At 58.0% G+C, this 25674-nt stretch carries 29 protein-coding genes; 10 read left to right on the top strand and 19 right to left on the bottom strand.

Going from position 1 to position 25674, the window contains the following annotated elements; translation table 11 throughout:
* Positions 1–41: 41 nt before the first annotated feature.
* A complete protein-coding gene (locus ACR0LY_RS02150) occupies positions 42–1205 on the top strand; it encodes a LysM peptidoglycan-binding domain-containing M23 family metallopeptidase (RefSeq protein ID WP_170348916.1) in 1164 nt (387 codons plus the stop codon).
* A gap of 41 nt (positions 1206–1246) precedes the next feature.
* Here the strand turns inward: ACR0LY_RS02150 and ACR0LY_RS02155 are convergent, their stop codons facing one another.
* Together ACR0LY_RS02155 and ACR0LY_RS02160 are read right to left on the bottom strand one after the other, a co-directional pair.
* Positions 1247–1918, bottom strand: a complete 672-nt coding sequence (locus ACR0LY_RS02155) for a helix-turn-helix transcriptional regulator (RefSeq protein WP_170358768.1) — start codon at positions 1916–1918, stop codon at positions 1247–1249.
* 21 nt (positions 1919–1939) lie between these two features.
* Complete coding sequence (locus ACR0LY_RS02160) at positions 1940–2245, bottom strand: hypothetical protein (protein WP_170348914.1); 306 nt, start codon at positions 2243–2245, stop codon at positions 1940–1942.
* Positions 2246–2464: 219 nt separating this feature from the next.
* On the opposite strand from ACR0LY_RS02160, the gene ACR0LY_RS02165 reads away from it, so the two are divergent.
* The 4 genes from ACR0LY_RS02165 to ACR0LY_RS02180 all read left to right on the top strand — a co-directional run bounded on the left by ACR0LY_RS02165 (position 2465) and on the right by ACR0LY_RS02180 (position 4978).
* On the top strand, positions 2465–2680 hold the full coding sequence (locus ACR0LY_RS02165) for a twin-arginine translocase TatA/TatE family subunit (protein ID WP_170348913.1): 216 nt from the start codon (positions 2465–2467) through the stop codon (positions 2678–2680).
* A gap of 6 nt (positions 2681–2686) precedes the next feature.
* Positions 2687–3145 (top strand): Sec-independent protein translocase protein TatB, encoded by a 459-nt coding sequence (gene tatB / locus ACR0LY_RS02170; protein WP_170348912.1) that lies wholly within the window; start codon positions 2687–2689, stop codon positions 3143–3145.
* Positions 3142–4017, top strand: coding sequence for a twin-arginine translocase subunit TatC (gene tatC, locus ACR0LY_RS02175; RefSeq protein WP_170348911.1), 876 nt, complete (start codon positions 3142–3144; stop codon positions 4015–4017). Before tatB ends, tatC begins: the two co-directional genes overlap by 4 nt.
* 118 nt (positions 4018–4135) lie before the next feature.
* A complete protein-coding gene (locus ACR0LY_RS02180) occupies positions 4136–4978 on the top strand; it encodes an ATP-binding protein (protein WP_170348910.1) in 843 nt (280 codons plus the stop codon).
* A 62-nt stretch (positions 4979–5040) separates the two neighbouring features.
* Here the strand turns inward: ACR0LY_RS02180 and ACR0LY_RS02185 are convergent, their stop codons facing one another.
* The 11 genes from ACR0LY_RS02185 to alr form a co-directional block, all read right to left on the bottom strand.
* A complete protein-coding gene (locus ACR0LY_RS02185) occupies positions 5041–5685 on the bottom strand; it encodes an SDR family NAD(P)-dependent oxidoreductase (protein WP_170348909.1) in 645 nt (214 codons plus the stop codon).
* A 41-nt stretch (positions 5686–5726) separates the two neighbouring features.
* Positions 5727–5975, bottom strand: coding sequence for a hypothetical protein (locus ACR0LY_RS02190; protein WP_170348908.1), 249 nt, complete (start codon positions 5973–5975; stop codon positions 5727–5729).
* Positions 5976–6240: 265 nt separating this feature from the next.
* The gene (purF, locus tag ACR0LY_RS02195; RefSeq protein ID WP_170348907.1) at positions 6241–7764 is read right to left on the bottom strand and encodes an amidophosphoribosyltransferase; all 1524 of its coding nucleotides are present in this window, start codon (positions 7762–7764) and stop codon (positions 6241–6243) included.
* A gap of 630 nt (positions 7765–8394) precedes the next feature.
* On the bottom strand, positions 8395–9000 hold the full coding sequence (locus ACR0LY_RS02200) for a CvpA family protein (RefSeq protein WP_170348906.1): 606 nt from the start codon (positions 8998–9000) through the stop codon (positions 8395–8397).
* 42 nt (positions 9001–9042) lie between these two features.
* A complete protein-coding gene (gene radA / locus ACR0LY_RS02205; protein ID WP_170348905.1) occupies positions 9043–10404 on the bottom strand; it encodes a DNA repair protein RadA in 1362 nt (453 codons plus the stop codon).
* 121 nt (positions 10405–10525) lie between these two features.
* Positions 10526–11170 (bottom strand): DNA repair protein, encoded by a 645-nt coding sequence (locus tag ACR0LY_RS02210; RefSeq protein ID WP_254428445.1) that lies wholly within the window; start codon positions 11168–11170, stop codon positions 10526–10528.
* Positions 11171–11457: 287 nt separating this feature from the next.
* Entirely contained in the window at positions 11458–11910 is a 453-nt protein-coding gene (locus tag ACR0LY_RS02215) for a paraquat-inducible protein A (RefSeq protein WP_170348903.1), read from the bottom strand.
* Positions 11907–12308: a hypothetical protein gene (locus ACR0LY_RS02220; RefSeq protein WP_170348902.1), complete on the bottom strand. Its 402-nt coding sequence runs from the start codon at positions 12306–12308 to the stop codon at positions 11907–11909. Before ACR0LY_RS02220 ends, ACR0LY_RS02215 begins: the two co-directional genes overlap by 4 nt.
* Positions 12308–13054: an ABC transporter ATP-binding protein gene (locus ACR0LY_RS02225; protein ID WP_170348901.1), complete on the bottom strand. Its 747-nt coding sequence runs from the start codon at positions 13052–13054 to the stop codon at positions 12308–12310. The genes ACR0LY_RS02220 and ACR0LY_RS02225 overlap by 1 nt, the downstream gene beginning before the upstream one ends.
* Complete coding sequence (locus ACR0LY_RS02230) at positions 13051–13833, bottom strand: MlaE family ABC transporter permease (protein ID WP_170348900.1); 783 nt, start codon at positions 13831–13833, stop codon at positions 13051–13053. Before ACR0LY_RS02230 ends, ACR0LY_RS02225 begins: the two co-directional genes overlap by 4 nt.
* Positions 13830–14864 carry an alanine racemase gene (gene alr / locus ACR0LY_RS02235; protein WP_170348899.1) on the bottom strand — a complete coding sequence of 345 codons (1035 nt, stop codon included), beginning with the start codon at positions 14862–14864 and terminating at the stop codon, positions 13830–13832. The genes ACR0LY_RS02230 and alr overlap by 4 nt, the downstream gene beginning before the upstream one ends.
* 214 nt (positions 14865–15078) lie before the next feature.
* Here alr and ACR0LY_RS02240 point away from each other — a divergent pair, with 214 nt between their 5' ends.
* Positions 15079–15618, top strand: a complete 540-nt coding sequence (locus ACR0LY_RS02240; RefSeq protein ID WP_254438704.1) for a GNAT family N-acetyltransferase — start codon at positions 15079–15081, stop codon at positions 15616–15618.
* Position 15619: 1 nt separating this feature from the next.
* On the opposite strand, the gene ACR0LY_RS02245 is transcribed toward ACR0LY_RS02240, so the two are convergent.
* From ACR0LY_RS02245 to ACR0LY_RS02255, 3 genes are all read right to left on the bottom strand, one after another.
* Positions 15620–17110, bottom strand: coding sequence for a replicative DNA helicase (locus ACR0LY_RS02245; RefSeq protein ID WP_170348898.1), 1491 nt, complete (start codon positions 17108–17110; stop codon positions 15620–15622).
* A 223-nt stretch (positions 17111–17333) separates the two neighbouring features.
* On the bottom strand, positions 17334–18014 hold the full coding sequence (locus ACR0LY_RS02250; RefSeq protein WP_170348897.1) for an orotate phosphoribosyltransferase: 681 nt from the start codon (positions 18012–18014) through the stop codon (positions 17334–17336).
* Between the two features lie 142 nt (positions 18015–18156).
* Positions 18157–19338 carry an ammonium transporter gene (locus ACR0LY_RS02255; RefSeq protein ID WP_170348896.1) on the bottom strand — a complete coding sequence of 394 codons (1182 nt, stop codon included), beginning with the start codon at positions 19336–19338 and terminating at the stop codon, positions 18157–18159.
* Between the two features lie 340 nt (positions 19339–19678).
* Here ACR0LY_RS02255 and ACR0LY_RS02260 point away from each other — a divergent pair, with 340 nt between their 5' ends.
* Complete coding sequence (locus ACR0LY_RS02260; protein ID WP_170348895.1) at positions 19679–20086, top strand: SET domain-containing protein-lysine N-methyltransferase; 408 nt, start codon at positions 19679–19681, stop codon at positions 20084–20086.
* A 4-nt stretch (positions 20087–20090) separates the two neighbouring features.
* Entirely contained in the window at positions 20091–21317 is a 1227-nt protein-coding gene (locus ACR0LY_RS02265) for a hypothetical protein (RefSeq protein WP_170348894.1), read from the top strand.
* A gap of 17 nt (positions 21318–21334) precedes the next feature.
* Here ACR0LY_RS02265 and ACR0LY_RS02270 read toward each other — a convergent pair whose 3' ends face one another.
* From ACR0LY_RS02270 to ACR0LY_RS02280, 3 genes are read right to left on the bottom strand one after another with little or no spacing between them, the layout of a single operon-like run.
* On the bottom strand, positions 21335–21811 hold the full coding sequence (locus ACR0LY_RS02270) for a CinA family protein (RefSeq protein WP_170348893.1): 477 nt from the start codon (positions 21809–21811) through the stop codon (positions 21335–21337).
* Positions 21808–22305, bottom strand: coding sequence for a phosphatidylglycerophosphatase A family protein (locus ACR0LY_RS02275; RefSeq protein WP_170348892.1), 498 nt, complete (start codon positions 22303–22305; stop codon positions 21808–21810). The genes ACR0LY_RS02270 and ACR0LY_RS02275 overlap by 4 nt, the downstream gene beginning before the upstream one ends.
* Positions 22302–23432: a bifunctional 2-C-methyl-D-erythritol 4-phosphate cytidylyltransferase/2-C-methyl-D-erythritol 2,4-cyclodiphosphate synthase gene (locus ACR0LY_RS02280; RefSeq protein WP_170348891.1), complete on the bottom strand. Its 1131-nt coding sequence runs from the start codon at positions 23430–23432 to the stop codon at positions 22302–22304. Before ACR0LY_RS02280 ends, ACR0LY_RS02275 begins: the two co-directional genes overlap by 4 nt.
* 184 nt (positions 23433–23616) lie before the next feature.
* Here ACR0LY_RS02280 and dusB point away from each other — a divergent pair, with 184 nt between their 5' ends.
* Positions 23617–24600 carry a tRNA dihydrouridine synthase DusB gene (gene dusB, locus ACR0LY_RS02285; protein ID WP_302477181.1) on the top strand — a complete coding sequence of 328 codons (984 nt, stop codon included), beginning with the start codon at positions 23617–23619 and terminating at the stop codon, positions 24598–24600.
* Entirely contained in the window at positions 24597–25664 is a 1068-nt protein-coding gene (locus tag ACR0LY_RS02290) for a two-component system sensor histidine kinase NtrB (RefSeq protein WP_170348889.1), read from the top strand. The genes dusB and ACR0LY_RS02290 overlap by 4 nt, the downstream gene beginning before the upstream one ends.
* The last annotated feature ends 10 nt before the right edge of the window (positions 25665–25674 follow it).

Consider the following 25674-nt stretch of genomic DNA (forward strand, 5'->3'; position numbering starts at 1 on the left):
CGGAACCCCGGAAAACACGGGCAGGCGTTGAGGACAGTACAATGAGAGCAGTTTCCAAATCAGCGATGCTCCGCTGCGTGACAGGTGTGGCGGCTTTGGCGATTCTGGCAGGGTGCGAAGGCCCGCTGGACTACGATCTGCGCGGGCAGGTCGGCGGATTTTCGACCGCAGATGCCGCGCGAGGGGTGACCGCGAACCGGCCAGCACCGGATGCGCGCGGGGTCATCACCTATCCGAACTATCAGGTGGCCGTTGCGCAACGCGGCGATACGGTCGCCTCGGTTGCTGCCCGCGTCGGTTTGCCCGAGGGAGAGTTGGCCGTGTTCAACGGTCTCAAACCGACGGACAAATTGCGCGACGGCGAGGTTATCGCCCTGCCGCGCACGGTCAGTTCGACCAGTTCGGTGGATATCGCCTCGATAGCCGGAACCGCGATTGATGAGGCGCCGGCAGATGGCTCGGTTAGGACATCGACGTTGGCGCCCGCCCAACCTGCGACCGCGCCTGCACCGGCCCCTGTGGCATCGGGGCCCGAGCCGATCCGTCACCAGGTCAAACGCGGCGAGACAGCTTATACCATTGCACGGCTTTACGACGTGCCAGTTGATGCGCTGGCCGAATGGAACGGGTTGGGGTCGGACTTTACCGTGCGGGAGGATCAGTTCCTGTTAATCCCGATCAAGAACCAGCCTGCTCCAAGACAAGCGGCTGTGCCCGCCAGCAATGTGACACAACCCGGCCAGGGCTCGCCCACGCCGACACCGCCAAGTGCCACGCAACCGTTGCCGGACGAGGTGATCGCTCCGGCCACACCTGCGCCCGACGTGACGGCCGAGGCTCCGACAAACCAAAGTAATTCTGCCTTGGGATTGCCAGTTACCGGGACGATCATTCGTACCTATGACAAGGGCAAGAATGAAGGGATCGACATCGCCGGACAGTCGGGAGCTGCGGTAAAGGCAGCCGAAGCCGGGACCGTTGCGGCGATCACCGCAGATGCGGATCAAGTGCCGATTATAGTGGTTAAACACAACAGCGACCTGCTGACCGTCTATGCAAACGTTGACAAGATCACGGTAAAAAAGGGCGACCGCGTGCGCCGAGGCGAACAGATTGCATCCTTGCGTGGCGGCGACAATTCCTATGTCCATTTCGAGGTGCGCAAAGGGTTCGAATCCGTCGATCCGGAACCTTATCTGAAGTGATTGGAATGGCCCATTTCGGGCCATATACCTGACAGCCGGGTTTAGGCGTGCGGGTCGAAATCGCTTAGTGTTTTGCCGGGCTCGTCAGCGAAGATTTCCGGTAGGGGTGAGACAGCTTCGATCAGGTCGATGCGAAACACGCGGAACCCTTCGCGCAACTCACACCATGCGGTCAGGGTCCAGACGCGGCCCCAGTACTCCATATGAAGAGGGCGAATGGTGCGGTCTGTCAGAACGCCGTCGATACGGCGATAGGACAGGTGCAGTTTCTGTCGGGTTTTGATCGCGGACCGAATCGGAGCCATATGCGCCAGCCCCCGCGCAGCGTCGGCAAAGGGGTAGACGGCGAATTTCCACGTGTCCGCCTCGGCCACGACCTGGGTGGGCAGTACAGCGTCAATCTTGTCGGCCAGGGTTTCTGCGGCGGCCTTCAGATCGGGGTCTGCGGCCTCGGCTACGATGGCCATGCCGAGGTTCAGCGCTTCAAGCTCGGCCGGGGTCAGGTTCAGCGGGGGCAGGGTGATTTGCTCGCGGACCATATAGCCTACGCCACGCTCACCCTCTACCGGAACACCCGAGGCCACCAGCGTGTCCATATCGCGATAGATTGTACGAACCGACACTTCGAGCCGGTCCGCAATATCCTGCGCGCGGTGCAGTTTGCCGTCGCGCAGGATCTGAATGATGTCGAACAGACGATCAGAGCGGCGCATGACACGCCGCCCGGACTGCGTTTATGCGGTCATTTTCCATTGCACATTCTCGTGGCGCATCTGGACACTGTCGGGTTGGATAGCGGCCATCAAGGCCGGGGCAAAGGTTTGCTGCGGGAATTGCGCCGCTGCGTCCTTGGCGGCCTTCATATCCGTCCAGATTACATAGTCGGTCCAACGGCCATCTTCACCCTGGCTCAGCTGACGGTGGGCAAAACCTGGGGCGTTGCGAACGAACGCCTCGGACGCCTGGCTGAGTTTGACGAACTCTTCCGGTGTTGTCCCGTTGGCGAGAGTGAAGGTGACGATTTCAGCAACATGGGTCATTTGATTCTCCGTTGACCAGGTTTCGATGCCCTGTTCCTAATGCCCTTCAACTGACATAAACCTGTCAGTTGTGAAATGCCAGCCTGCAAAATTTGCGTGATCGGATCAATTTTGAGCGCGGAATTGATCTGGCGCACTTTTGCGCAGGGCCATGCAGGCGTAGACACAGACCCAGATCACATTCCCGGCGCAACGCGTCGACGTACAAGGAGAAGAGACATGCTCAACAATATCGGCCTTCCCGGTCTGCTGCTGATCGCCGTTGTGGTGCTGGTGCTGTTTGGCCGCGGTAAAATCAGCTCGTTGATGGGTGAAGTGGGCAAGGGCATCACCTCGTTCAAGAAGGGCGTCAAAGAAGGCGCGGACGAGCTGGAGCAGGACGCTGCCGAAGTGGCCAAGGACGTCACGCCCGAGACCGACAAAGACAAGGCCTAAGCGCAGATGTTTGATCTGGGTTGGACCGAGCTTCTGGTCATTGGCATTGTTGCCCTGATCGTTGTGGGGCCAAAGGACCTGCCGGTTCTGTTTCGCAATGTTGGCCGCTGGGTTGGCAAGGCCCGTGGTATGGCGCGCGAATTCAGCAGCGCCATGAACGAGGCCGCGGATCAGGCAGGTGTGAACGAGATCAAAAAGGGTCTGAATGCGGCCGCCAATCCCGTCAGCACCGCCATGGACAGCGTTAACGAGGCGGCGCGGGACGTTGCCAAAAGCATCGATCCCACCAAGTTCGACCCCGACAGCGAAACAGGCAAGTTGGCGGCTGAGCGGGCTGAGCAGGCCAAGAAGATTCAGGCCTCAACTGCCCGTGCTGCGGCTGAGCGTAAGGCCAAAGAAGCGGCAGATGCGCTAGCCAAAGCCGAAGAGGCCGAGGCCGCGCTGAAGACTGAAAGCAAGACATGACAAAGACCGACGAGATCGAAGACAGCTCGGCCCCGCTGATCGAGCATCTGGCGGAACTGCGCACGCGGCTGATCCACTGCGTCGTGGCGTTTTTGGTCGGGATGATCATCTGTTTCACTGTGGCCACGCCGCTTTTCAACTTCCTTACGAACCCTTTGTGCGAAGTTTTGGCCGAACGCGGGCAGGATTGCGGGTTGATCTTCATCTCGCCGCAAGAAGGGTTCTTCGTTGCTATCAAGGTCTCGCTGCTGGGTGGCTTTATCTTGGCCTTCCCATATATCGGGATGCAGATGTGGCGCTTCGTGGCGCCGGGCCTCTACCGATCGGAAAAGAACGCGTTCCTGCCATTCATGCTGGCCTCGCCCTTCATGTTCCTTCTGGGGGCAAGCTTTGCGTTCTATGTCGTAACACCACTGGCTTACGACTTCTTCCTCGGGTTCCAGCAATTTGGTGCCGAAGGAGAGGCAGTGGTCGAAGGCGCAACCGCGGCTCCGCTGAGCGTGGTGTTCCAGGGCTCGGCGCAGGAATACCTGAACCTGACGATCAAGTTTATCGTGGCCTTTGGCCTGTGTTTTCAACTGCCCGTTTTGTTGACCCTTATGGGTAAGGCGGGGCTGGTTACGGCTGAAGGACTGGGCTCGGTTCGGAAATACGCAGTGGTTGCCATTCTGGTGCTTGCCGCGCTGGTGACACCGCCTGATGTGATTACGCAGGTTATTCTGTTTGTGGTGGTCTACGGCCTGTATGAGATTTCGATCTTCCTAGTCGCCCGGGTCGAAAAAAAGCGCGAAGAGCAACTGCGTGCCGACGGCTACTATGACGACGAAGAAGAAGCCGACGAAGAGATCGTGCGGGAAGAAGACAGCAAGTAACCCCGCTGAAAACCATGCAACACGCGCGCCTAACCGGCGCGCCTTTTTCGTGTCTGGCCCTTGTTGCGCCGCTTCGAACATGGTTTGAACCGCGCAAGACATGACGCCGGAGGCCCCAATGGACGACCAAGCCCTGAACCGTATCGCCGACGCGCTGGAACGGATGGCACCAGCCCCTTTGGACGCGCCCGATTTCGCGGCTGCCCCGGCATTTGTCTGGCATGTTGAACCGGATCGGCTGGAGCCCGTCACGCAGGTCAACCGCGTCGATCTGGATTTGCTGGTGGGCATCAACCGGTCCCGCGATACTCTGCTGGACAATACGCGCCGATTTGCTGCCGGCTTCAAAGCAAATAACGCGTTGCTTTGGGGCGCGCGGGGGATGGGAAAATCCAGCCTCGTCAAAGCTGTTCACGGGACGCTGCAGATGGATTTCCCAGATCTGAAGCTGGTTGAACTCCAGCGCGAGGATATGGGCTCAGTCGCCCGCCTTCTGAATCACCTGCGTGCCGCACCGCACCGGTTCATTCTGTTCTGCGATGACTTATCGTTTAGTCATGACGACCAGCACTATAAATCGCTCAAGGCAGTGCTGGACGGGGGTATCGAAGGGCGCCCGGAAAACGTCGTATTCTACGCCACCTCGAACCGCCGCCACCTAATGCCGCGCGATATGATCGAGAATGAACGCTCCAGCGCGATCAATCCGTCTGAGGCGGTCGAGGAAAAGGTTTCACTGTCTGATCGGTTCGGCCTGTGGTTGGGCTTCCACCCTTGTGATCAGGACGAATACCTAGCGATGATCGACCGCTATTGCGGGGCATATGGCGTGTCGGTTGACGCTGAAACCCTGCGTGCCGAAGCCATCGAATGGCAGGCAACGCGGGGCGCGCGGTCGGGCCGCGTGGCTTGGCAATTCTTCGTCGATCTGGCCGGGCGCAACGGCGTGCACATCGCCTAACCCGCCCGCTTCATCTTTTTTCCAAATACTCACGCCGGAGGCATGGCCCAAAGGGCCATTCCTTACAGCAAAGATAAAATCCGAGCGGCTTCGTCTGCCGTGCTGGTCAACGCATCGCGATCCTCACCGGGATGGAACCGCGCACGTACGGCGGTTGGCATCGGGGCAGGTTCGACAATTGAAACCCTCGGCCCGGTGCGTTTGGTCTCTTGTGCCCAGCCACGTGCCAACGCCATCTGCGCCGCCTTGGTTGCACCGTAGATGCCGTAAAACTTCTGACCGGCTTTCGGATCGTCAAAGAACACGGCATGGCCGGTTTCACCCAACAGGGGGGCAATATAGGGGATCAGAACTGACGTCGCCGTGGCGTTGGTATTTACGGCCTTAGTCCACTCTTTCGGGTCGATGAAATGCGTGGGTGTCAGGGCCGAGGTGTGAACGGCTGTGTGCAGCCACAAATCCACCTTGCCCCAGCGATCATGGATGCCCCGGCACAACGTCGCCATGGCGTTGGGGTCGGCGATATCCATCGGTGCCAGGGTTGCGGCACCGCCTTTGGCCCGAATGCGGTCATCCAGTTCTTCCAGCCCGCCGGTGGTGCGGGCAACGGCGACAATGTGATATTCGGGTGCCAGTGCCTCGGCCAGGGCAGCGCCCAACCCACGAGAGGCCCCGGTGACGAGGGCAATTTTGGTCTGATCGGTCATGACAGGGGTTTGAACCCCCGCACGCAGGGCGTCAAGACAGATTAACTGCCGGGTATGACGATCCGCTTGGTCTGGCCGCTTTGTCGCAGCATTACGCCGTCGGCATCAATGGCAACGATGGTGCCCGACGACACGCGGCTGCCCAGCTTGACCTCTTTCACACGTCCCGAAGACATACGCATAAGGGCCCGCATGTCCGATTTCGGACCAAAGACCCCCAGAACAGACAAAGAGCTTTTTTTCAGCGCACCTTTTTGCGTGGCCGCGCTTTTGACAGTGGCGTTTGACATGTATTCCGGCCTGACCACAGCGGCCCGACCCCTTGATTGAGTGGTTGGCAACCTGCGGGCTACCAAACCGGATCAGAAAGGAAAAGCCCGGTTGGCCGAGCGCTTCCCAAGGGGATTTTGCATTGCGGCGAAGCCCTTGCGATTGCAATTTCTTCACCGATGGGTTGTGGCGGAAATCTACCGATGCGGCCTGCCAGGCAGGCAGAAAAAGGCCCGCATCACATCGGTGAAACGGGCCAAAAGCAAGGTCGATTCGGATCAAATCCTATCCCGAGGCCAGCTTCGCGCTGTTCCACGAGCCGCCCGGAACCTGCATATCTGCGCGTTTCTTGCTGACCCGATTGCTGTTTTCGAGACTGTCCAGATAGTCATCGCTGACGCTGCCGGTGATGTAATTGCCATCGAAACAGGAACAGTCAAAGGCTTCGATTTCGGGGTTGCCTTCTTTGGCCGCCCAGATCAGGTCGTCGAGATCCTGATAGAACAGGGCATCTGCGCCGACTTCCTGACGGATTTCTTCGATATCTTTGCCATTGGCGATCAGTTCATGCTTGGTGGGCATGTCGATGCCATAGACGTTGGGGAATTTTACCGGCGGTGAGGCGCTGGCGATGTACACTTTTTTAGCCCCGGCTTCGCGGCACATCTGCACGATCTTCTTGATTGTATTGCCGCGCACAATGGAATCATCGATCAGCAGAACGTTGTGATCGCGGAACTCCAACGGAACGGCGTTCAGCTTGCGGCGCACCGATTTCTGGCGCTCTTCCTGGCCGGGCATGATGAAGGTTCGCCCGACATAGCGGTTTTTGACCAGACCTTCGCGGTATGGAATGCCGGTGGCCTTAGCGACCTCAAGCGCCACGGGGCGGGCGCTGTCGGGCACGGGGATGATGCGGTCGATCTCAAGCCCTGCGGCTTGGATCTGGCGGGCCAGCGTCTGACCCATGCGCATCTGGGTTTTGTAAACCGAAACGCCATCCAGCAGCGAGTCCGGGCGGGCCAGGTAGACATATTCAAAGATACACGGGGTCAGTTGACCTTCGACCGCCTGGAAGGTGTGCATGTTTCCATCCAGATCAATCAGTATGGCCTCACCGGGGTTAAGGTCGCGCAGCTTTTCAAAGCCGTTGATGCCAAAGGCCACATCCTCTGAGGCAAAGGCGTAATCGTCGCCGTCGCCGTCCACATCGCGCTTGGCGACGGAAAGAGGACGGATGCCATAAGGATCGCGGAACGCCAGCATGCCGACACCGGCAACCAGACAGATTACCGAATAGGCGCCTTGGATTCGCTCCATCGTCATCTTCACACCGGCAAAGATGTTGCGGATCGGTTCGCCGTTGCCGTTGACCTTGATCGCATCGGCAACCTTGTCGGCCAGCACGTTCAGCAGGATTTCGGAATCCGACGTGGTGCGCAGGTGACGGCTGTATTTGGCGGTCACCTTCTCACGCTGTTCGGCGGTGTTGGTTATGTTGCCATTATGAACCAGATAGATGCCATAGGGCGCGTTCACAAAGAACGGCTGCGCCTCGGACGCGCTGAGCGATCCTGCGGTCGGGTACCGCACATGACCCATGCCGATCTTACCCAGAAGGGTCTCGGCGTCTTGTGCGTTGAACACGTCCTTGACCAGACCATTTGCCTTCTTTTCACGGAAGAAGCCGTCGTTATAGGTGACGATCCCCGAGGCATCCTGACCCCGGTGCTGAAGCATCAGCAGCCCGTCATAGATTTCCGCAAAGACATCATGTGTCCTGCTTGCGATCCCTAAAATCCCACACATGTACGGGCTCCAATTTCCATGACGTTTTGACTAGCGGTGATGATCTGAACGTCTGCATGGGTATGCCAGTGCGCCTTGTTTCCATCCCGGCTGATGATGCAAACGCGCCAATGTCACGAGGGCAAGCGCGAGAGAAAACAGGTACAGCAAGATCGGTGGCTCCGATTCCATGTCAGTTCGGCCTCCACATAATGCCTAATGGGCCCTGTGTCATCAAAGGATCACATTCACCAATCGTCGCAGGTGCGTTTTATGAAAGGTGACTGGAATAGGTGACATATAGGCATGCTTGTGCTGTCATGGTGCAAGTAGCGGTTTTTTACCTAGTGTATGAGTTTCGATAGGACATTAGCCATGTGGGAACACAAGCAAGGAAGAAAAAAAGAAGACCCAGTAAAACGCCGGTGCCATCGCTGCCGTGGTATGGGCCGGTCGCCTTGTCCGATTTGCAATGGCTCTGGCGAGGTGATCAAAAGCCGCGATATCCACGGCAAACCCATAATGGGCCGCTGCGAGGGGTGCTTTGGCCTGAAGAACACCCGATGCACGGTTTGCGGTGGAGAAGGTTTTTTAACTGAATACGTCTGAAAGGCAGCCAAGAAAAAAGCCCGATCAATGCCGGGCTTTTTCTTATTCAGTTGCGGTCGGTGCCGTGGTTTCCGATGCCTCTGGCGCCTCGGTGCCGGCGCCACAGCTTGCCACGAGCTCTTCATATTGTTGGGTGACCCAACCCAGCCATTGCTCGGGGTTTTGTTCTTCGATGCGGTCGCTGAATTGTTCGAACACTTTGGCGGAACGGCTTTCGTCGACCATCGTATAAGATTGACCGGTCATGACCGTGTCATAGACAAAGAAGGCGATAGCCACCAACAGGATGCCGCGCGCGATGCCAAAGAATAAGCCAAGCGCCTGATCCAACCCACCAATGGCCGAGCGTTGCACGATCGATGAAAACAGCGGAGTAAAGATGCTGACCACGATTAGAGCGATCGCAAACACGGCGGCAAAGCCGGTGATCACCGACAATTCGCAGCTGTCGCGCAGGAAATCTCCAACGACCGGGATCTCTTTCACCAGCGGAACGGCCTGGGGTGCAAAAATAAAGGCCAGTACGGCGGCTGCGACCCAGCCAGCGATGGCCAAAACCTCACGTAAAAATCCGCGTGAATAGGCCAGCAGGCCTGACACGACGATGATCAGGGCAACCACCCCGTCGATAATTGTAAAACCTTCCATGGCCCTCGCCTGTACTTTTTTTCAGCCCCTCAAGGCGTTACCTTAACCTGCTCCGAAGGTTTCGCCAACAAACCCCACCAAATCAGAGGGTCGGGTGAGTGTCAGACCTGCCACAGTACCGGTTTTGCCGCCCGCCGGAGCGATTGCCGATGTGAAACCAAGTTTTTGGGCTTCTTTCAACCTGTTTTCTGTCTGTGGGGCCGGTCTAAGTGCCCCGGATAACGAGATTTCTCCAAAAATCACCGTATCAGCGGGCAGAGCTGTGTCTTCTCGGGCACTCAGCAATGCGGCCGCCACGGCAAGGTCGGCGGCCGGTTCGCTGATTTTCATCCCTCCGGCGACGTTCAGGTAAACGTCCAACCCGGCAAAGGGGATGCCACAGCGTGCTTCAAGAACGGCAAGGATCATGGCCAGCCGCCCACTATCCCATCCGACCACGGTCCGGCGGGGTTGGGAATGCGGGGACGGTGCCACAAGTGCTTGCAATTCCACCAAAACAGGGCGGGTGCCCTCAATTCCGGCGAAAACGGCCGAACCGGGGCTGGGGGTGCCGCGTTCCGACAGGAACAAGGCCGAGGGGTTTGTGACCTGCGCCAACCCTTTGCCGGTCATTTCGAACACGCCGATTTCATCAGCGGGGCCAAAACGGTTTTTCACGGCGCGTAAGATGCGGAACTGATGGCCACGTTCACCTTCGAAATAGAGCACGGTGTCGACCATGTGCTCGACCACGCGGGGGCCTGCGATCTGGCCTTCCTTGGTGACATGGCCGACCATGATGATTGATACGCCGTGTCGTTTCGCAAACGTTGTCAATTCATGCGCTGCGGCCCGGACTTGTGACACTGAGCCGGGGGCGCTGTCCACATTGTCGGCCCACATGGTCTGAATCGAGTCGATGATGGCCAGACCGGGCTTTTCAGCCTCAAGCGTCGTCAGGATGTTGCGTAGGTTGGTCTCAGCCGCCAATTGAACCGGCGCGTCCTCGAGCCCCAGACGGCGGGCCCGCATTCGAACCTGCGCGCTGGCTTCTTCGCCGGAAACATAGATGGTTTTGACGCCCGCACGGGAAAAGCGCGCCGCGGCCTGCAGCAGAAGGGTGGATTTGCCGATGCCGGGGTCGCCGCCCACCAGCAGGGCCGAGGCGGGAACAAGGCCACCGCCAAGCACGCGGTCCAGTTCCTCAACCCCGCAAAGCGTACGGGGCGGGGGTGTTTCTTCGGTCGACAGATCGGTGAGTGCGATGGACTGGCCGCGTTTGCCGCCCAAGGATTTCTTGGCGGGACCCGCCGAAAGGGGTACGTCCTGCGAAATGGTGTTCCACTCGCCGCATGCGTCACAACGCCCGGACCAGCGCGAATGCGACGCGCCGCAGGCCGAACAGGAGAAAGTCGTTTTTGCCATGCGGCCTTGGTGCCCGAGGATCGGCGGTTCTTCAAGCCCTTGCAAGGCATTCATCTCCACCGGTGGGGTGCCGCGTCCTCAGGCCCGATGGGCCATCGTCCGCAGCAAAGGCGCCAAGCGCCTATTCCGCCGCGCGGGGCGGGGACATGGCGACCACGCTTGAGGCTTTGGTCGAGCTGTCCTTGGGAGGTGTTTGCAGCTGAGCCGACAGTTCGGGTAACAGCTCAAACAGCTCATCCCGCAGGCGGGCCAGTTGTGACTTGGCGATGGTTTCTTCCATTTCGACATCGCGCGTCCATTGGCGCAATTCGTTCTGGATCACCTGGGCTTCTTCAAGACGCTTCTGGAACAGCTCAATCTCTTCCTGACGTTGTTGTAGGAAGGTTCGGGCGCGATTGATCCGCACGTCGCCATAGGTTTCAGCCAGTTCGTGGCTGATCTGGCTCATCTGTGCGGCCAGTTCCAGGATTTCGGGCTCGAGTGTCTGTAGGTCAGGGTGCTGGCGCAGAAAGGCCATACGTTCTTTGACCGCGTCAAACTCGGACGACATCATGAACAGGCCGCCACGGTCCGCTGCGTGGGCCATTTGATAGGCGTCTGATATGTCGTGCATGTTCAGGGCAAATTTGCGGTGATTGTTTTCCAATGCCATCATTCGGGCATTCGCTGGCAGATAGAATGCCAGCATGAGAATCAGAACGGTCAGGCCGATCTGGATAAACATCCCGGCGTCTTGCACTGGCCCACCGCCGAAACCGGCTTGCATGGATAACCAGGGCAATACACCCAAGGCAGATAATAATGTGGCTGAAACGGCAAACAGGGCTGCCGCGCAAATGAGGAAAAAAGTCAGTCTTAAAAAGGCATTCTGAAATTGCAATGTAATGTTATGGAGGGCAGTCATGTTCGACGAACTCCTTCTAGAACCGGTACACACCAGGCCCAAGCGGAGAGCATCCAAAACACACAGATTGATCCGCTACGGACCCGAAAACTACAAATTGTCACTGCTCGAAATATAAAGATGATACTCAGATGAGTGTTTTCAATCAATTACATCTGAGTATTTCGTGATTTGCGTGTCATTTCGGTAATGTGGCCCAACGCGAGCGAGGCCAGAATGCAAGCCGTGAACAGGTACAGACCCCATGCAGTTTCGATGGTCGCGTACGAGATGCCTTTGGCCAGAGTGATATAGAGCGCGATCAGAAAGATGTCGGCCATGGCCAGCTTGCCGAGGATGTTCAGCGCGGGTTGGACGCGGACATCCAGCAGGTCCCACTGGATCAGGGCGGTGCCGATGGTTTTGATGTAAGGTGCGACGAGGGCGAAGATGGTGACGATCAGCGCCAGAAAGACGTCGGATTTCCAAAGAGACTGGAGCCCGGTGATGACGCTGATTTCGGACAGGCCAAAGATCGGTAAGAGTCCGGCACGCATCAGCGGGGCAAACCATGCGATGGGGTAGAGGATCAGGAGCGAGAGGGTGGCGAGGCGGAGGGTCATATCAGATTGCCTTGCTGCAGCCTGAAGGCACTCCACCCAAACAAAACAGCCATGAGAACAAAAAACACGGCAACAAAAATGGCAGTTCTGCGGGCGTTCAATGATAATGTGAATAGCTCTTTGTGAAGAATAGAGGCAGAAACAGCGACACCGATAACGGCTGGAAGTGTCGCGAGTATACTTACAGAAGACGAACTAAACGCGATTACGTTCGAAATCAATGCACCGGGAATGAAGCCGTACAAAAGCGCCTTCATTACCGGTTTCATGGTTTTGAATGCGCGAATTGGAGAGAAAATCAAACCATGTATTGAAAAGATTGTGATGAACCAGACGATCAAAACTGAGTTGAAGTAAATTCCTGGCAACGAAAAGAAAAAAAATTGGGTTGAATTCATCACCGCACGGCCTCAATTGGCCCTTCAGCACTCCCACTAATGAACTGCTCCACATAGGGATCGCCCGAGGCATCCAGCTGTCCGACCGGACCGGTCCATTGGATGACGCCTCCATGCAGCATGGCCACGTTGTCGGCAATCGCGCGGACGGAGCTCATGTCGTGGGTGATGGTCATCGCGGTGGCGCCCATCTCGGTCACGATCTCGCGGATCAGATCATTGATGACGCCGGACATGATCGGATCGAGGCCGGTGGTGGGCTCGTCAAAGAAAATGATCTCGGGCTCGGCGGCGATGGCGCGGGCGAGGCCCACGCGTTTTTGCATGCCGCCTGACAGTTCGGACGGGAAACGGTCGGCCACGTCGGATTTCAAACCCACGCGGCGTAGTTTCTCGATAGCGATTTCGCGGGCGTATTCTGGCGGGCGTTTCAACGGCCCGCGCAGCAGGCGGAAGGACACGTTTTGCCAGACGGGCAGCGAGTCAAACAAAGCCGCGCCCTGAAACAGCATCCCGAACCGGGCCAGAAACTTATCCCTATCGCCCTTGGTGGCGTCTTTGCCATCTACATAGATCATGCCGCTGTCAGGCTTGATCAGGCCAAGGATGCATTTCAGCGCCACCGACTTCCCGGTGCCCGAACCGCCGATGATGACCATCGAGGTACCCTTGGGAATCTCAAGGTCCATGCCCTGCAGAACCCGATTGTCCCCAAATGCCTTTTGTACGTTCTCCATCCGGATCATAGCGAGAAGAACACCCCCGTCAGAATGAAGTTGGTGGCCAGAATCATGATAGCAGCGGATTCGACCGAGGATTTGGTGGCGCGGCCCACACCCTGCGCACCGCGGCCCGAGTTCATGCCGTAAAAGCAGCCCATGACCGCCGCGATCAGGCCGAAGGCTGCGCCCTTGGCCAGCGACGACATGATGTCATGGGCCTCAAGGAAATTGACTGTGTTCAGCAGGTAGGTCGCCGGATTGAAACCCAAATTTTGGGTCGCAACGACATAACCGCCTGCGATGCCAATGATATCTCCGATCCCGACCAGTAGCGGCACGGTAATCAGCGCGGCCAGAACGCGCGGGGCCGTCAGGTATTTCATCGGATGAGTGGACAGGGTGACCAGCGCGTCGATCTGCTCGGTCACTTTCATGGTGGCGATCTCGGCTGCGATGGACGAGGTCACGCGGGCGGCGATCATCAGGCCCACCAGCACGGGCCCCAGTTCGCGCACCATACCGATGGCAACGATCTGCGGAACCACGGCCTCGGCGTTGAAGCGAGCGCCGCCAGCGTAGATCTGCAGCGCCAGCGCGCCACCAGTGAAAATGGCGGTCAGGCCGACGACTGGCAGGGACAGCCAGCCGATGTTCATCAGCGCGACGATAAATTCGCGCGGGTAGTAGGGCGGACGAAAAATGTGCGAGATCGCATCAATCGTAAACAGCGCGACTTTGCCAAAGGTGGCAAACAGCGCCAGGACCGCGCGGCCCAACCCACCCAGCAGAGAAAGAGGATTCATTCCACGTAACCCCGTGAATAACGCGCGCCAAGCGAAGTGAGGATTTCATACCCGATGGTGCCTGCGGCCTCGGCCAGGTCGTCGACTGTCTGGTGACCGTTCAGGATGCGCAGGCGTTCTGGATCTTCGGGCAGGTCAGTGACGTCAATGGTGACAAGGTCCATCGATATGCGGCCGACCACAGGGCAGGGTTGGTCCCCGGCAAATGCGTCGATACCGCCGCCAATGGCCCGGTGCAGCCCGTCCGCATACCCTGCGGCCACGGTTGCGATTCGCGATGGGCGTCGGGCAACCCAGCTACCGCCATAACCGACGGTTTCACCAACTTCGACCGCGCGCACCTGAATGACGGGCAGATCGACGGTTACGACGGGCTTGGCGTCGGCAAATGGCATGCCGCCATAAAGACCAACGCCCGGACGGCAGAAATCAAAGTGGAATTCCGAGCCCATCAGCGTGCCCGCCGTTGCCGCCAGCGACCGTGGTGCGGTGACACCATCGGTCATATCGCGGAAGGTCTTAAGCTGTTGACGGTTCATCGGGTGGTCGGGCTCATCCGAGCAGGCCAAATGCGATATGACCGCCTGTGGGTTCTGGCTTTCCATCTCAGACCTCAGCGCGGCCCAATCGGCGGGCTCAAGGCCCAGACGGTTCATTCCACTGTCCAGTTGAACTCCGAATGGGTGACTCGGCATGGCCTGTTGCAGGCGTTTGAACTGTTCCGGAGAGTTGATCAAAGGAATCAGGTTGTCAGCAAAGTGCAGCCCGTTGTCACCTTCCATGAACCCTGAGAAGACAAAAATCTGGGGTTCGGGGCCAACGGCTTTGCGCACGGCAGCGCCTTCTTCTGCGGCGGCGACAAAGAACTTGCGAACGCCTTCTTCGGCCAGGGTCGCAGACACCGGTCCGGCACCAAGGCCGTAGGCGTCAGCTTTGACCACGGCGCCGGTCTCGACATCCGTTTTTGCATTGAGCGCCCGCCAGTTGCTGGCGAGCGCCTGAAGATTGATCGTTAAACGTGCGGTACTCATGGTGCTGTTCATGACATTGGATTGCGGCAGGTCAAGGGGGTAGGAGGCAATTCTTGTGCATATCGCGGTGTTCCTACGCAGCTTCTGGTCGGTATCGCAATATCATGGTTAAAAAAGGCTCGGACAAGGGCAGCCGAACTCTCGTCATTGTGTCCGACCTGTGATCAACTCGGCGCATGAAACGGGACCGTTGATCCACCTGAAAGGGGCCGTAATGCTGAACCTGACCGCCGACTACCGGGCCCGGGCTGCCGAACTGCCCGGCTTGTTTCTGGACGTCTTCACCGCCTCAGAGGGCGAAGGAGAGGGGCGTGCGGTTGCTGCTTTGGTGGATGACCTGCTGCTTTCAACACCCGATGGAGATCTTTTGGGCGTTTTGGCTTTGGATGACCGCAATCTGGCAGGTTGCATCCTATTCTCGCGGCTCAGCTATGATCAGGACCCGCGCCAGGTCTTTCTGATGTCACCGGTGGCCGTGCGCGCCGACAGGCAAAAGTCGGGCATTGGTCAGAAATTGATCGGCTTTGGATTGGAACAACTGCGCCATAACGGGGTTGATTTTGCAGTGACTTACGGTGATCCGGCATATTATTGCAAAACCGGGTTTCAACCGATCGCACAAACATTCGCACAACCGCCCATGCCGCTGAGCATGCCACATGGTTGGCTTGGACAATCCTTGAATGGCGACGATGCGCCGCTTATGGGCCCGTCCCGCTGTGTCAGCGCATTCAATAAACCTGAGATGTGGTAGGTCAGTAGCCTTCGATTTGGCCGTCCTGTTGCCAGGGTTTGACCAAGTTACCGAACCGGGTGAACTGAGCCTCGAACGACAGCTCGACCGTGCCGATGGGGCCGTGACGCTGTTTGCCGACGATAACTTCGGCTTTGGCGTGCAGGCGCTCCATGGCCTGTTTCCACTCTTCCATCTTTTCCAGCTCGTGATCGCCGGGTTTTTCGCGTTCCTTATAATATTCCTCGCGGAACACGAACATCACCACGTCGGCATCCTGTTCGATCGAGCCCGATTCCCGCAGGTCAGACAATTGCGGGCGCTTGTCGTCGCGGTTTTCGACCTGACGGCTCAGCTGTGACAGTGCGATGACCGGGATGTTCAGTTCTTTGGCGATGGCCTTCATGCCCATCGAAATTTCGGCAATCTCGTTGACCCGATTTTCGGCCATGCCACGGCACAGCTGCAGATAGTCGATGACCAGCAGGTCCAGCCCATGCGTCCGCTTCAACCGCCGCGCGCGGGCGGCCAACTGAGAGATCGGCAGGGCCGGGGTGTCGTCGATGAACAATGGGCAGGCTTCCAGATCCTTGGCCGCGTCGACAAAGCGGCGGAATTCGGATTCCGTCATGTCACCCTGACGAATTTTGTGGCTGGAAATCTCGGAGGCTTCGGCCAGAACCCGGCCCGCCAATTGCTCGGCACTCATCTCAAGCGAGAAGAAACCCACAACGCCACCGTCAATCGCGCCTTCGGTGCCATCCGGCTTGGTGCCGCGCTTGTACGCCTTGGCCACGTTGAACGCCACATTGGTCGCTAACGAGGTTTTCCCCATCGACGGACGACCCGCAAGAATAATCAAGTCGGACGGATGCAGCCCGCCCAACTGTTTGTCCAGGTCGGCCAGACCGGTAGAAATTCCCGCCATGCCACCACCACGTTGATACGCTTCGTTGGTGACGTTGACGGCTTCTGTGACCGCCTTGAGGAAAGATTGGAAACCCTGTTCGGTCTGGCCCTGCTCGGATAACTGATAAAGTTGCTGTTCAGCCTCGACGATCTGTTCTTTGGGCTCGCTGGATACATCCACCCGCGCCGCCTTGTCAGAGATATCCCGACCCAGCCGGATCAACTCGCGGCGAATAGCCAGGTCATAGATCATCTGGGCGTAGTCATGCACAGCAAACGCGCTGATCGAAGCCCCGGCCAGTTTCACCAGATAGGCGGGGCCGCCCAGTTCCTTCAGACCTTCATCTTCGGCCATAAAGGATTTCAGCGTGACGGGCGAGGCTAGCGCATTCTTGGCGATGCGATTGGCCGCAACCTCGTAGATGCGGGCGTGGACCGGATCATAGAAATGTTCGGACCCGATGATCGAGGCCACCCGGTCATAAAGATCGTTGTTGGTTAGGATCGCACCCAGAAGCTGTTGTTCGGCTTCAATGGAATGCGGCATTGTTTCGGCGTTTTGAATCTTCGCCGCTGCCTGCTCGATGCTGCTTATCTCGTTCATTTTGTCCCCGCTGCCCACGGTGTTCTTACACGCGACACTGGCGTGTCGGCTATCTGGAAATACTTGTGGGTAACTATGGGTAACGCCTTGGGATAAGTTTTGAAGACGCCATAGTTCCAGAATGGATTTGGTCTATTATGTAGGATATCACGCAGATGTCACTATATATTGTTTCCCCAAAGCCGATTCTCAGACGTTTATCCCCAAGTAATCCACAGCAAGTTTACGTGGATTTATTCGCATCCTGCCACTTGCGCGGGTCGTTAAGGAAGGCCTCGACACCATCAAGTGTTTCTTGGTCAAAGGCTTTCTGCGCTTTGGCCTCGGCCAAAACATCCCACCATGTGCAAAGGTGATGCAGCTTCACGCCGTGATCGCCCAGCGTTTTTTCGGTTTCGGGGAAAATGCCATAGTAGAAGATCACCGCCGTATGCCCGCAGGTCGCGCCGGTTTCACGGATCGCATCCACAAAGGACAGCTTTGAGCCGCCATCGGTCGTCAGGTCCTCGACCAGCAATACACGCTCACCTTCGCTCATGGCGCCTTCGATACGGGCGTTGCGGCCATAGCCTTTGGGCTTTTTGCGCACATAGGTCATCGGCAGAGCCATACGCTCGGCGACCATGGCGGCAAACGGGATGCCGGCTGTCTCACCACCTGCGATGTTATCAAACGCCTCAAAACCTGCATCACGCATTACGGTGACCGTCAGGAAATCCATCAGGGTCGAGCGGATGCGCGGGTACGAGATCAGCTTGCGACAATCGATATAGGTCGGGCTGGGCAGGCCCGAGGCCAATGTGAACGGTTCGCGCGAGTTAAAGTGGACGGCCTTGATCTCCAGCAGCATCCGCGCGGTCAGGCGGGCGATTTCGGTGCTATCGGGGAAAGAGCTGGGGATCATGGTGCAACCTCGGGACAAAATGACATTGCGGGCTGATAGCCTGTCCTTTGGGCCAGAGTCGAGAGGGCTGAGCCGCAAAAGAAAAGCGGACCCGCAAGAGGTCCGCTTTGCGCCCTTGCGGGCCGCGCAGGCTAAGGTGGGCTTAGCTGCTCATATCATAGGCCCGTTCACCGTGTACCGACAGATCTAGCCCGTTTGTCTCGGTTTCTGCGTCTACGCGAAGCGGGGTGATAAGTGCAACCAGTTTGATCAACACAAAAGTGACAACTGCCGTAAAGGCACCCACAATCACCAGCCCGCCAATCTGGGCAGTCCAAGCGCCCAAACCGAATACGGCGATCATCAGCGTGCCAAAGATGCCGCCCACGCCGTGAACGGCAAAGACGTCCAGCGTGTCGTCGATCTTGGCGATGTTGCGGATGACGTTGACCGCCTCCTGACATAGGACACCTGCGACTGCACCGATGATTAGCGCCTGCACCGGATCGACATAGCCCGAGGCCGGGGTGATCGAGGCCAGACCGGCGATTGTGCCGGTGACCAGCCCCACCATCGAGGCTTTGCCGTATTTGATGCGTTCGTACAGCGCCCATGTCAGTGACGCGGTCGCCGCCGAGATATGCGTGACAGTCATCGCCATCGCCGCACCACCATCAGCGGCCAGTTGCGAGCCGCCATTGAAACCGAACCAGCCGACCCACAACATCGCGGCACCAATCATGACAAAGCCGGGGTTGTGCGGCGGCGTCGTGCGATTGCGGCGTGGTCCAAGTGCAATGGCGATGATCAGTGCAGCCAGACCGGCGGTTTCATGGACAACGATGCCACCCGCAAAGTCGCGGACACCCACCTCACCAAGAATGCCACCATCGGTCAGCATGCCGCCGCCCCAAATCCAATGCACCACGGGCGCGTAGCACAGCAACATCCACAGGGCTGAGAATGTCAGGACAAACCCAAACCCCACACGTTCGACATAGGCCCCAACGATCAGGGCTGGGGTGATGATGGCAAAGGTCATCTGGAAGGCAAAAAACAGGACTTCTGGCAGGGTGCCCGACAGGCTGTCGGCGTCGACACCGTTCAAAAACGCTTTGCCCAGCCCGCCCCAAAGGCCCGACCCACCGTCGCCAAATGCGATGGAATAGCCTGCGACCAGCCACAGGATGCTCATCAAACAGGCGATGCTGAAACAGTGCATGAAGACGCTCAGCACGTTGCGGGCGCGCACTAGGCCGCCGTAGAACAGGGCCAGGCCCGGCAATGTCATGAACAGGACTAGGGCGGTTGCCACTATGATCCAGGCGGTATCGGCTCCATTCATCAGCCGGTCTCCTTTTTTGCGTCTTTTACGTGCGTGGAAGGGGTTGAAGCCGACAGCAGTCGCGGAAAAAAGAGGCAGACGCGGTTTTAGCGCCTGATTAACGGGCTTTTGGCCAAGCGGTGATAAAACAGGCACCTGATGGTGCTGGATGCCCAATAATTAAACAACTTGGGAAAGGTGCGTTGGCGCAGATCTACTGGCGTCACTAGGGAAACCGACGCGTAAGCGGGTGTCAGGCCCGCCAACTTATGACCCATTAGAAAGCGACCTGCGCTAAGGGATTGCTTGTCTTGGTTGAAAGCGGCTTCTAAAGTCGGTTGCGACGACAGGAGGGGCCGGAATGACGGTGGAGTTGGCAGGACCACGCATCCAGAATTTGGACAAAGTCCTGGAGGGCATCAGTGACATTCACGGCACAGGCTTGTTTGCGCGGTCCGATATCCAAACTGGCGCTGTTCTGGGTTATTTAGACGGCCAAATCGTCGACTATGATCGTCATCCCACGGTTCGCGACCTGGAGTGGAACGGGATTGGCGGAAGCAAGGTACTCTGCCGCCCATTTGCCACCCAATACGCTTTGATTAACCATTCGTTTACCCCCAATCTTTCAATACTCAGAACCGGTTGGGCCATTGTGGCCTGTAAGGATATTCGTGATGGAGAAGAATTGACGCTTGATTACCTCGAGCATGGCGTTCCCGAAACCTATCTAAATTCTCCACACGGAAATTACCTGCGTAACAATTGAAAATATGTTCACTCATCATCTTATTCATCCAGTGCATCTGGAAACCGAGACCCGTATCCGGCTGTCCTCTGTCATTCGAGAAATTGTCCCTTTAAGACCAGTGCTTTGCGGTAAAGCGGCCGAGGAGATCTCGGAGAACAGGCTTAACGCAAACCATACTGATGAATTACACGCATTCTCTGGCAACGCCTTCACAAAAAGTCTGACTGAACTGCGTCGCAATGCCTGCCTTGAGTGGGATCTGTCGGATCTGGTGACATCCCCGGAACCCAATTGCGACGCGTGGTATTTCAAACTTCTGCTGATGGTTTCTGGTGATATGTGTCTGGTCTATGGCGCGAGTTTCTCGGATCTTGCGCACTTGCCCGAAAACCCGCGGCCTTACTACCGCGACCACACGCTTCCCGAAGTTACAGAACTGGTCGACGCACTGGTTTCCGTTTTGCAGCTTCGCGTTGGGTCGCGGCTTGAGGCTGATCTGGACACATCCATTCAAGTCGTCCTTGGTGGGGTGGACGCGGCACCATTCCATGAACGCCTTTCGAAGTTGTTCGAAGAGGAAGGGCTGGTATTGGAAGATTGCGAGATGTCGGCGGCAGAAAATGGGGATTGGACCATCTACGGAGGCTGGAGTTATTCCGCCATCGTTCGCAAAGACCTGGCCGAGGAATTCTATTTCGTTGCGCTGATGTTCAGGTTGCAGCTGGACTGGATCAAAGCGCGCCGTATTCGCAACAAGATCGTCAATACTGCGGATGAGCGCGCCGAATCCTATCACGGAAGCAAAATTGGCGAACTCAATACCGCCCTGAATGAGTTAATCTTTTTCCTACAGGTGGCCCGCCAAAGGCGGGCTGATTACCGGGCGAACCTGAAACCCTGGCTTGCCCGGTGTTACGATTCGACCAACACGCGCTGGCAAATCGAAGATAACTTTGACAGCCTTTACAAAGCGGCCTGTGATTTTCGGAATTATGTCGGTTTTATCAGCGACGAAAAATCCAAGCTGCAACTCGAGATTCAGTCAAAACTGCTGTACTTCATCGCTGGTCTGGACACATTGGCGATATCCTCTTTTGCCATGACCTTGCTGTCTTTTCGGCGCGGTGACAGCCCTGTGTTGCCCAGCTGGATTCACCAATATGGCCCAAAGCTGCTGTTGTTTCTTGTGGCGTCGAATGTCGTTCTTTTGCTGGTGATTTTCGTGCTGGGCTTCATTCGAAAAAGATAAGCAGTTTTGGCTCCACATTAAGAAAACGCGCCAAGCCCTTGTGCTAGCAGTGCCAAAGCATGATCTCGCGCGGCCACGCGCACGTTGTCCCGACCTAATGCACCAAATTCGACGGTCTCGGTCAGCGTAGGATGGCCTTTCGCGGCCAACCCAAAACAAACCCGGCCTTCGGGTTTGAATTCAGAACCGCCAGGGCCCGCGATACCGGTTACGGAAACCGCCAATTGCGCGTCGGAGTGCGCCAGGGCACCGTCCGCCATTTCACCGGCAACCGGTTCCGAAACCGCCCCATGTGCGACCAGTGTTTCGCCCTGAACTCCCAGCATTTGCTGTTTCGCGGTGTTCGTGTAGGTGACAAACCCACGCTCGACTACGGCTGAACTGCCGGGGATATCGGTCAGCGCCGCCGCCACCATACCGCCGGTACAACTTTCGGCGGTGGCGATCATCACGCCCTTTGACTTGGCGCGGTCGAGGATTTCGGCAACGGTCACAGGCCCAGAACTCCGTGCGAGATACCGGCGAGGATCAGAACTCCGACCCCGGCGAGGATACCGGCAATGACATCGTCCAGCATGACACCCATTGCGTCGTCGCGCCGGTCGGCCCAGCCAACAGGGCCCGGTTTGGTGATGTCGAACAAGCGGAACAGCACGAAGCCGGCAATCCAGCCCGGCCAAAGTGCCGTGATTTCAATCCCGTGCGCCCAAGAGGGATAGGAAATTGCCCAAAGCGCGATGAACTGCCCGGCGACCTCGTCGATGACAATCTCGGACGGATCGTGATTGTCCTGGCCCGCTGTCATCACACGTGTGGCCCAGAGACCGCCAAAGAACGCGGCCAGTGTGGCGATCACCAACAGCGGAAAGCCACCCAGTGTATGCAGAACCCACGCCAGCGGCAGGGCGGCCAGTGACCCCCATGTGCCGGGCGCAGGTCGCAGATAGCCCACGCCGCAGACGGTTCCGATCAGTTGCGCGGCGGTCATGATTTCACCAGACAAGCTGTGGCGAGTGAGGCAATCCCCTCGCTTCGGCCAGTGAACCCCAGCCGTTCCGACGTCGTTGCTTTGACCGAGACCTGATCCGCGCTCAGGTCCATGATCCGTGCCATCTCGTTGCGCATGGCAGGCGCATGGGGGCCGATTTTGGGGTATTCGCAGACCAGTGTGCAGTCGACGTTCGAGATTTTGTAGCCCATCTGCCCGGCCAGTTCGACCGCATGGCGTAGGAAAATCTCGCTGGCAGCACCCTTCCATTGCGGGTCTGAGGGGGGGAAGTGCTGGCCAATGTCGCCCTGCGCCAACGCGCCATAGATGGCGTCAGTGACGGCGTGCATGCCCACATCCGCGTCTGAATGACCTTGCAGGCCGCGATCATGCGGAACCTTCACACCACACAGGATCACGTGATCCCCGTCGCCAAACCGATGCACGTCATACCCGTTGCCCAGCCTTACATCCATATCCGTTCCCAATATGCGTTCCGCCCGGGCAAAATCCTCGGGCCGTGTGATTTTGATGTTATCCGCATTGCCCGGCACGATGGCCACGTCCAGCCCGGCGGCACGGGCGACCTCGACATCGTCGGCAGCGCCTCCAGGGTGGGCCGCGTGGGCCGAGGCGATGGCGTCATAGTGAAAACCCTGCGGCGTTTGCGCAGCGAACAGCCCGGTCCGGTCCTGAGTTCCCGTCACGATAGAACCGTCTCCGGTCCAGAGCGCATCAGTGACCGTCAACCCCGGCGCGGCAGCAGGGTGGGTTTCCAGTGCTTCCAGAACCTGTTGAATGGTCTGAAGGTCAACACAAGGCCGCGCTACGTCATGGATAAGAACGCGATGCACCCCATAGGGCAAAAGCGCATCAAGTCCGTTGCGCACCGATCCGGCCCGGTCACTACCGCCCTTGGCAAGGATCAGATCAGAGTTTTCGAACTCGGCCCATGCGTCCCTGTCATCTTCGGACAAGACAAGCACTATCTGGTCGACTTGCCCTTGAAATTGATCAATCGTCCAATCCGCAACGCGGCGCCCTGCCAATGGGCGCCACTGCTTTGGTGTTCCCCCTCCGGCGCGCAAGCCGCGTCCTGCGGCGACGATGATGGCGGCGGTGGTCATGGGGGCGTTCTCTCCGATGGTTTGAGGCAATCTTTAGGGTGCGGTGAATGCAGAGGCAATCACCCACGTAAAGTTGCCTAAAAAATAGGCATATGATGATTTAGCGGGCTTGAAGGTCGCCGTTTTGTTGTTCATATGCGCTCAATTCGATATCAAAGCCGCAACTGCCCAAGGATTAAGCACGTTGACTCTGCTCCTCGCTGACAAAGCCCTGAACCCGCCGGTCTTGCTGGCACCGATGGCCGGAATCACCGACCGTCCGTTTCGCGATCTAGTGATGCGTTTTGGCGCGGGCATGGTCGTGAGCGAAATGGTCGCCAGCCAGGAGATGGTTCAGGCCAAGCCTGGCGTGCGGGAGCGGGCCGAACTTTCGGCAGATGTTGAGAACACCGCCGTTCAACTGGCGGGGCGTGAAGCGCATTGGATGGCCGAAGCCGCCAGGCAGGTGGTCGATCGCGGGGCGCGGGTGATCGACATCAACATGGGCTGCCCGGCCAAGAAGGTGACTAACGGTTATTCTGGGTCAGCCTTGTTAAAGACGCCGGATCACGCACTGACATTGATCGAGGCGGTTGTCGAAGCCGTTGATGTTCCGGTGACTCTTAAAACCCGACTGGGCTGGGACGACAACCTGCTGAATGCGCCCGACGTGGCGAGACGAGCCCAGGATGCGGGTATTTGCATGGTCACGATTCATGGCCGTACTCGTTGTCAGTTCTACAAGGGCAGTGCCGATTGGCGGGCGATCCGCGCGGTGAAGCGGGCGGTGTCGATCCCGGTTATCGCGAACGGGGATATCGTGGATACGGACGCCGCGCGTGTTGCGCTGGATCAATCCGGCGCGGATGGAGTGATGGTCGGACGTGGGGCGCAGGGCAAGCCGTGGTTGCCGGCGCAAATTTGTCATGATCTCTATGGCGCAGCCGCGCCGGAAGTTCCGGCGGGTGACGACCTGATCGAAATGGTACGTGCGCATTATCAGGCGATGCTTGGGTTCTACGGGTCCGATCTGGGCCTGCGCGTCGCGCGCAAGCATCTGGGCTGGTACATGGATGAGGCCGGCACGCCCGTCACCCTTCGCCGTGCCGTTCTGACTGCGCGCGATACCGACGAGGTGTTACGCCTGCTGGGTGATGCGCTGAACACAGATGCAGAGGCGGCGGCATGACCTCGGATCAGGATATTTGGACCTCGCTGCCGGTTCCCGCTTTCATCATCAACGCCGAAGACCGGATTGCCGATGTGAATTCGGCTGGCGAAGGGTTTCTGAACGCATCGCGCAAAGCTGTTGTCGGGCATCCGGTCTGGGATCAGATTGCCGTGGATGCCCCGCTGGAAGAAGCGTTTGAACGCGCGCGTGAACATGGCACGCCGTTGTTCGTGAACGATGTGGATGCAGGGTCGGGCAACCGGGCCCCGCTGCAATGCGCATTGCAGATTGCGCCTTTGGTCGGGCATCCCGGATCGATGATCATGATCATCTCACCGCGTGAGCTGGCCGGGCGAATGACCTTGGGCAATACGGTGAAATCCGCAGCGCAGTCCGCCATCGGCATGGCCGAGATGCTGGCGCATGAGATCAAGAATCCACTGGCCGGGATCACCGGCGCGGCGCAATTGCTCAGCATGAATATCCCACCGCAAGACCTTGAACTAACGGATCTTATTGTCGCTGAAAGCCGCCGCATCGTTAAGTTGCTGGAACAGGTCGAGCAATTCGGAAACCTGCAACAACCTGATTTCAAACCGGTCAATGTTCATGACGTCCTCGACCGCGCGCGCCGGTCGGCGCTGCTGGGGTTTGGCGCGCATATGAAAATTATCGAGGATTACGACCCTTCGTTGCCGCTGGCCTACGGAGACCCGGATCAGTTCCTGCAGGTGGTGTTGAACCTGCTCAAGAACGCCTCGGAGGCCGCTGACCCCAAGGGCGGAACGATCCGCTTGCGCACCTATTTCGAACACTCCTTCCGGCTGCGACGCAATGACGGGTCGGGACATTCTCTGCCGCTGCAGATCGAAATTATCGACGATGGCCCGGGTCTGCCCGAGAAGATCCGTGGGGATATTTTTGATCCCTTCGTTTCAGGCAAGGAAAACGGCACCGGCCTTGGGCTGGCGCTGGTCAGCAAGATCATCTCGGACCATGACGGCTGGATTTCTGCCGACTCGGTACCGGGCCGCACGGTGTTCCGCATCTCGCTGAGGCGGGCACCAAAAGACGCAATGTAAAACAAGGAGA

Source organism: Ruegeria sp. BC5, assembly GCF_056539205.1.

Coding starts and splice junctions, on each gene's coding strand:
- ACR0LY_RS02210 (WP_254428445.1), bottom strand. CDS start 11,170: ATGCAAGCCGGTTTCGGCGGTGGGCCAGTGCAAGACGCCGGGATGTTT.
- ACR0LY_RS02215 (WP_170348903.1), bottom strand. CDS start 11,910: ATGACCCTCCGCCTCGCCACCCTCTCGCTCCTGATCCTCTACCCCATC.
- alr (WP_170348899.1), bottom strand. CDS start 14,864: ATGAGTACCGCACGTTTAACGATCAATCTTCAGGCGCTCGCCAGCAAC.
- ACR0LY_RS02245 (WP_170348898.1), bottom strand. CDS start 17,110: ATGAACGAGATAAGCAGCATCGAGCAGGCAGCGGCGAAGATTCAAAAC.
- ACR0LY_RS02240 (WP_254438704.1), top strand. CDS start 15,079: ATGCTGAACCTGACCGCCGACTACCGGGCCCGGGCTGCCGAACTGCCC.
- ACR0LY_RS02255 (WP_170348896.1), bottom strand. CDS start 19,338: ATGAATGGAGCCGATACCGCCTGGATCATAGTGGCAACCGCCCTAGTC.
- tatB (WP_170348912.1), top strand. CDS start 2,687: ATGTTTGATCTGGGTTGGACCGAGCTTCTGGTCATTGGCATTGTTGCC.
- ACR0LY_RS02225 (WP_170348901.1), bottom strand. CDS start 13,054: ATGATCCGGATGGAGAACGTACAAAAGGCATTTGGGGACAATCGGGTT.
- radA (WP_170348905.1), bottom strand. CDS start 10,404: ATGGCAAAAACGACTTTCTCCTGTTCGGCCTGCGGCGCGTCGCATTCG.
- tatC (WP_170348911.1), top strand. CDS start 3,142: ATGACAAAGACCGACGAGATCGAAGACAGCTCGGCCCCGCTGATCGAG.
- ACR0LY_RS02185 (WP_170348909.1), bottom strand. CDS start 5,685: ATGACCGATCAGACCAAAATTGCCCTCGTCACCGGGGCCTCTCGTGGG.
- ACR0LY_RS02230 (WP_170348900.1), bottom strand. CDS start 13,833: ATGAATCCTCTTTCTCTGCTGGGTGGGTTGGGCCGCGCGGTCCTGGCG.
- ACR0LY_RS02165 (WP_170348913.1), top strand. CDS start 2,465: ATGCTCAACAATATCGGCCTTCCCGGTCTGCTGCTGATCGCCGTTGTG.
- ACR0LY_RS02155 (WP_170358768.1), bottom strand. CDS start 1,918: ATGCGCCGCTCTGATCGTCTGTTCGACATCATTCAGATCCTGCGCGAC.
- ACR0LY_RS02265 (WP_170348894.1), top strand. CDS start 20,091: ATGTTCACTCATCATCTTATTCATCCAGTGCATCTGGAAACCGAGACC.
- ACR0LY_RS02290 (WP_170348889.1), top strand. CDS start 24,597: ATGACCTCGGATCAGGATATTTGGACCTCGCTGCCGGTTCCCGCTTTC.
- ACR0LY_RS02250 (WP_170348897.1), bottom strand. CDS start 18,014: ATGATCCCCAGCTCTTTCCCCGATAGCACCGAAATCGCCCGCCTGACC.
- purF (WP_170348907.1), bottom strand. CDS start 7,764: ATGTGTGGGATTTTAGGGATCGCAAGCAGGACACATGATGTCTTTGCG.
- ACR0LY_RS02220 (WP_170348902.1), bottom strand. CDS start 12,308: ATGAATTCAACCCAATTTTTTTTCTTTTCGTTGCCAGGAATTTACTTC.
- ACR0LY_RS02200 (WP_170348906.1), bottom strand. CDS start 9,000: ATGGAAGGTTTTACAATTATCGACGGGGTGGTTGCCCTGATCATCGTC.
- ACR0LY_RS02150 (WP_170348916.1), top strand. CDS start 42: ATGAGAGCAGTTTCCAAATCAGCGATGCTCCGCTGCGTGACAGGTGTG.
- ACR0LY_RS02280 (WP_170348891.1), bottom strand. CDS start 23,432: ATGACCACCGCCGCCATCATCGTCGCCGCAGGACGCGGCTTGCGCGCC.
- ACR0LY_RS02160 (WP_170348914.1), bottom strand. CDS start 2,245: ATGACCCATGTTGCTGAAATCGTCACCTTCACTCTCGCCAACGGGACA.
- ACR0LY_RS02180 (WP_170348910.1), top strand. CDS start 4,136: ATGGACGACCAAGCCCTGAACCGTATCGCCGACGCGCTGGAACGGATG.
- ACR0LY_RS02190 (WP_170348908.1), bottom strand. CDS start 5,975: ATGTCAAACGCCACTGTCAAAAGCGCGGCCACGCAAAAAGGTGCGCTG.
- ACR0LY_RS02275 (WP_170348892.1), bottom strand. CDS start 22,305: ATGACCGCCGCGCAACTGATCGGAACCGTCTGCGGCGTGGGCTATCTG.
- ACR0LY_RS02260 (WP_170348895.1), top strand. CDS start 19,679: ATGACGGTGGAGTTGGCAGGACCACGCATCCAGAATTTGGACAAAGTC.